At 69.6% G+C, this 5324-nt stretch carries 4 protein-coding genes and 1 pseudogene; 1 reads left to right on the forward strand and 4 read right to left on the reverse strand.

The features are described from left to right. Positions 1 to 52: 52 nt before the first annotated feature. From AD428_RS22170 to AD428_RS22180, 3 genes are all read right to left on the reverse strand, one after another. A complete protein-coding gene (locus tag AD428_RS22170; protein ID WP_053246613.1) occupies positions 53 to 583 on the reverse strand; it encodes a DUF934 domain-containing protein in 531 nt (176 codons plus the stop codon). Beyond that, positions 576 to 2330, reverse strand: a complete 1755-nt coding sequence (locus tag AD428_RS22175; protein WP_053246614.1) for a nitrite/sulfite reductase — start codon at positions 2328 to 2330, stop codon at positions 576 to 578. The genes AD428_RS22170 and AD428_RS22175 overlap by 8 nt, the downstream gene beginning before the upstream one ends. A gap of 145 nt (positions 2331 to 2475) precedes the next feature. Continuing rightward, positions 2476 to 3390, reverse strand: a complete 915-nt coding sequence (locus tag AD428_RS22180) for a LysR family transcriptional regulator (protein ID WP_053246615.1) — start codon at positions 3388 to 3390, stop codon at positions 2476 to 2478. A 260-nt stretch (positions 3391 to 3650) separates the two neighbouring features. Here AD428_RS22180 and AD428_RS22185 point away from each other — a divergent pair, with 260 nt between their 5' ends. Next, on the forward strand, positions 3651 to 4985 hold the full coding sequence (locus AD428_RS22185; RefSeq protein WP_053246616.1) for a DUF3100 domain-containing protein: 1335 nt from the start codon (positions 3651 to 3653) through the stop codon (positions 4983 to 4985). A gap of 64 nt (positions 4986 to 5049) precedes the next feature. On the opposite strand, the pseudogene AD428_RS26905 reads toward AD428_RS22185, so the two are convergent. Further along, positions 5050 to 5324, reverse strand: a pseudogene (locus tag AD428_RS26905) (hypothetical protein); the annotation flags it as partial.

Consider the following 5324-nt stretch of genomic DNA (forward strand, 5'->3'; position numbering starts at 1 on the left):
ATCGGGCCCAGCCGGGCGGCGGGCGAGGGACGCCGACCGGCCCGCCCGGGGCTCAGGGAGCGGGGTAGCTCTTCTGGTAGTGCACCGTGAAGGTCTTGAAGGCGTTGAGCGCCTTGTGCGGATCGTGCCCCGGCTTGACCAGGAAACTGTCGAAACCCACGCGCGCCTGGTAGTGGATGGTGTCGATCATGACGTCGCCCACGGCGCGCAGCTCGCCTTTCCAGCCATAGCGCTTGCGCAGCAGTTGCGCAAGCGAGTAGCCGCGGCCGTCCGTGTAGACGGGAAAGTCGATGGCGATGAAGGCGATGCCCTGCGGATCGAGCTTGCCGTCGTCGTCGGCCAGCTCGCGCAGGTCGGCATCGGGCTCCAGCAGGATGGCCACCGGATGCCGGTGCCGGCGCAGCGCCGCGCGCGAGGACTTCCAGGTCTTGAGCGGCACGATCCAGCCGGGCTGGTCGTCGGGCAGCTGTCCTTCGGCGGGCACTTCGGGCTCGGGCGTGAAGCGCCGGGCCGTGTCCTGCTGCAGCGCACCGCCGCGGATCAGGTGCGGGCCGGGGGCGTCGTGGGCATAGACTTCAGGCATGGACGGCCTCCTGGGGCTGTGCGGGCCGGGCCACGGCCGGGTCGGCGTATACGTCGCGCTTGAAGGGATCGATGCCGACGCGGTCCACCACGTCGATGAAGCGTTCTTCTTCGCTGTCGCGCAGCGCGAGGTAGGTGCGGATCAGGCGCTCGACCACGTCGGGCACCTGGTCGCGCGCGAAGGAGGGGCCGATGATGCGGCCTATCGCCGCGCCGCCGCCGTTCAGGGATTCGAGGTCGGGCAGCGGGTGCGCCGCGCCGCTCTGGCGGCCGCCCAGGGTGACCTGGTACCACTCCTCGCCGGCCTTGTCCACGCCCAGGATGCCGATGTGGCCGACGTGGTGGTGGCCGCAGGAGTTGATGCAGCCCGAGATGTTGAGGTCCAGTTCGCCGATCTCGAACAGGTAGTCCAGGTCGTCGAACCGGCGCTGGATGGCTTCGGCCACCGGAATCGAAACCGCGTTGGCCAGCGCGCAGAAGTCGCCGCCGGGACAGGCGATGATGTTGGTGAGCAGCCCGATGTTGGGCGTGGCGAGATTGAGGGCCTCGAGCTTGCGCCAGAGTTCGGGCAGCCGCGCGCGGCGCACGTCGGGCAGGATCAGGTTCTGCTCGTGGGAGACGCGCATTTCGCCGAAGCCGTATTCGTCGGCCAGTGCGGCCACGGCGTCCATCTGGTCGGCCGTGATGTCGCCGGGCGGCGAGCCGGTGGGCTTGAGCGACAGCGTGACGGCGGCGTAGCCGGGCTGCCGGTGGGCGTGCACGTTGGTGCGCAGCCAGCGCGCGTAGCGCTTGTCGGCCGCGGCGAGCGCCGCCTGCTCCGTCTCGGCCTGCGCGGCTTGCTGCGCGGCGGCCGGGTCGTACTGCGGCCAGGTGAAGCGGCCGGCGATTTCGTCCACGAAGGCCTGCGTGAGGGTGTCGGGGCCGCCGCGCGTGAGCTGCCACTGTTCTTCGACCTGCTCGGCGAAGACCTCGGGCGTCAGTTCCTTGACCAGGATCTTGATGCGGGCCTTGAACTTGTTGTCGCGCCGGCCGTGCAGGTTGTAGACGCGCAGCACGGCCTGCAGGTAGGTGAGCAGGTCGGCCCAGGCCACGAAGGGCTTGATGAGCTTGCCGGTAATAGGCGTGCGGCCCAGGCCGCCGCCCACCCAGACGCGAAAGCCCACTTCGCCGTCGCGCTCCACGGCCTGCAGGCCGATGTCGTGCACGCCCACGGCGGCGCGGTCTTGCACCGCGCCGCTGACGGCGATCTTGAACTTGCGCGGCAGGAAGGCGAATTCGGGGTGCAGCGTGGACCATTGGCGGATGATCTCGCACCACACCAGCGGGTTGACCAGCTCGTCGGGCGCCACGCCGGCGAAGTGGTCGGTCGTGGTGTTGCGGATGCAGTTGCCGCTGGTCTGGATGGAATGCATCTGCACCGTGGCCAGCTCGGCCAGGATGTCGGGCACGTCTTCGAGGCGCGGCCAGTTGAACTGCATGTTCTGGCGCGTGCTGAAGTGGCCGTAGCCGCGGTCCCATTTGCGCGCGATGTGCGCCAGCGTGCGCAGCTGGCGCGAGGCCAGCATGCCGTAGGGTATGGCGATGCGCAGCATGGGCGCATGGCGCTGGATATACAGTCCGTTCTGCAGGCGCAGGGTGCGGAATTCGTCCTCGCTGAGCTGCCCGTCGAGAAAGCGGCGCGTCTGGTCTCTGAACTGCGCCACGCGCTCCTCGACGAGCTGCTGGTCGACGGGGTCATACACGTACATGTCTACTGCCCTTGATGTCTGGTCGGCGCGCGGCCCGGCTGGGGCGCAACGCGCAAGTCCGCCGTGCGGCGCCCGGGCGGGCAGGCGGGATTCATAACCGTAACAGCGAGGGCGCGTGGGCGTCTAAGTCATTCTCGTAATAAGGTCATGCGCCGGCCCCGCCGATGCCGCGCACAATGTGGTCCAGCAGTTCCCGCGCGGCCGGGGACACATGGCGGCCGGCTCGGCTGAGCACCTGCAGGCTGCCCTGGTTGAGAATGGGATTGGCCAGCGGCAGGCTGGCCAGCTGCCGCGCCTGCAGGTCCACGGCCACGGCGATGGGCGGGGTGAGCGCGTAGCCGATGCCGGCGGCGGCGAACTGCCACAGCGCCTTGAACGACGAAGTGGTGAGCACGTTGGGCAGCCGCACCTGCTCGCTGATCTCCGCCGCCTGCACGTGCTGGCGCACCCCGAAACCCTCCTGCATGGCGGCGCCCGGATAGACGGCGAGGTCGGCCAGCCGCAGCGGACGGCCCAGGCGGGTGAGCGGGTGGTCCTGGCGCACGATGGCGCGGATGGGCTCGGGCCGGCTGTAGTGCGTGCGCAGGCGCGCATCGCTGGGCGGCTGGAACACCAGGCCGATGTAGGCGCGGTCGTCCAGGAGGCGCTGCACGATGTCGGTGGTGCGGGCCACGTCGATGTCCAGCGTGACTTCGGGGTGGCTGCGCCAGTAGCCGGGCAGCACGCGGTCGAACATGAGCTCCACGAAGCCCTCGCCCAGCGCCAGGTCGATATGGCCCCGTTCGGCCTTGCGCAGGCTGTCGATCTCGGAGAAGAAGCTCTCCTGGATATCTTGCTGGCGCTTCACGTAGCGCGCCAGGATATGGCCGGCCTCGGTGGGCGCCACGCCCCGCCCGCGCCGCTCGAACAGGGCGATGCCGCAGTCCCGCTCCAGGGCGGCGATGGCCCGGCTGACGGCGGACGGGTCCATGTCCAGCGCCTCGGCCGCCCCGCGCACCGAGCCCCGGCTCATGACCTGCATGAAATAGTGGGTGCGGCGGGCGTCGAGCGTTTCGTCCATGGGAATCTCCGGTGCGGGGCTCCGGCGGGCTGAACATGCAGGATTTGCCGGTAAAGTGTTCTTCTGTTGCATTTTACGCAACGCTAATGCCATCTGGCTGTCATGGTTGCGCGGCGGGCCCCTGGGCGAAAATTGCGCAGCCGGCGCGTCGCGTACCGGCGCCGGGCCGCGCATGCTCCATGCCGCCCGCCCGTTGCCCGCCCGGGGCCGCCGCCGGCCCCGCGCGCCATTCATTTCATTCACGCATACAGGGGAATCCGATGTCTCACGCCAGCCTGGGCCTGGCCGCGCCTTCCATGCCGCTATCCAGCCGCCTGCGCATGCTTGCCGCCATTTTGCTGGTGGTGGCGATTGCCGAGGCCATCGGCAGCGTTTCGTTTACCGTGGGGCCGGGCAAGATTGTGCTGCAGCCCATGCTGTGGGCGATTTTCGTCGGCGCGGTGGTGGCGGCCTTCGGCCAGCGCCTGCCCGCCGGCATGGGCGTGGATACCGCCATGCAGGCGCGCATCAGCGGTTACCTGCCATACGCGCTGCTGCCGTTCCTCGCCAAGCTGGGTCTGATGGTCGGGGGGGCGCTGCCCCAGGTCCGCGAGGCCGGCTGGGCGCTGGTGTTCCAGGAGTTCGGCCATTTCTTCGGCACCATGGCCATCGGCCTGCCGCTGGCGCTGCTGCTGGGCATCAAGCGCGAGGCCATCGGCGCCACTTTCTCGGTGGGCCGCGAGCCCAGCCTGGCCATCATCGGCGAACGCTTCGGCATGAATTCGCCCGAAGGCCGCGGCGTCATGGCCGAGTACATCACGGGCACGGTCATCGGCGCGCTGTTCGTGGCCCTGCTGGCCGGTTTCATCACCAGCCTGGGCATTTTCGACCCGCGTTCGCTCGCCATGGGCGCCGGCGTGGGCTCGGGCAGCATGATGGCGGCGGGCGTGGGGGCCATTGCTTCGCAGCAGACGCCCGACATGGCGCACCAGGTCGCGGCCCTGGCCGCTGCCGCCAATCTGCTCACGACCGTGGTGGGCGTGTACTTCACGCTTTTCATTTCGCTGCCCACCACGATCTGGCTCTATGGCCGGCTGGAGCCGGTGCTGGGCCGCTTTTCGCGCGGCAAGGCGCAGTCGGCCGCCGCCGCGGATGCCGGCGCCGGGGCGGCGGCGCATGCGGTGAAACTGGGCTTCGGCGACCGCCTCACGGCCTACGTGGTGTGCGGCCTCTTCACGCTGGTGGGCAACCAGCTCGGCTACAAGGTGCCGGTCCTGGATGCGCTGCCCGGCATGGCCATCATCGTGCTGCTGGTGGTCATCACCGACCTGCTGCTGCGCCTGGCGCCCAGGCTGCCCGCGGTGTTCGTGCTCTCCGTGCTGGCCATGACGGCCGGCTGCCCGGGCGTGCTGCCGTATTCCGACCAGGTCATCGCGCTGGTCAACAAGGTGAACTTCCTGCCTTTTACGACGGTCATCCTGGCCATGGCGGGCTTGTCCATCCTCAAAGACCTGCCGGCTTTCCGCAAGCTGGGCTGGAAAATCGTGGTGGTGTCGCTGGCCGCCAACGCGGGCACCTTCCTGGGCGCGACGATGATCGCGGAGTTCTTCCACTGACCAAGCGACGCGCGCCGCGGATGCGCGCGGCGCGCGCGATCCCCCGGTGGAGGCCGCCGGGCGTTCAGGGGCGAAGACGAGAGTTCGCGGGCGCGCGGTGGCGCGCTTCGTCGGTCACGTTCTCGAGCGCGCCGACATTCGCCACCGCCGCCACGTCCGCGCCGGCCGCCTTCAGGGCGGCCGTTGCCATTTGCAGCACCGGCGGATTGGCCATGGCGACCCGGTAGGGCTGCAGCGGCGCCAGCCCTTCCAGCGTGCCGAGGTCGTTGGCGGCGTGGGCGCGCTGCGCCTGAGCGGCTTCTTCCACCGCCCGGCGCAGGCGCGTATCGGCATAATCGT

The sequence above is a fragment of the Achromobacter sp. DMS1 genome (assembly GCF_001270295.1).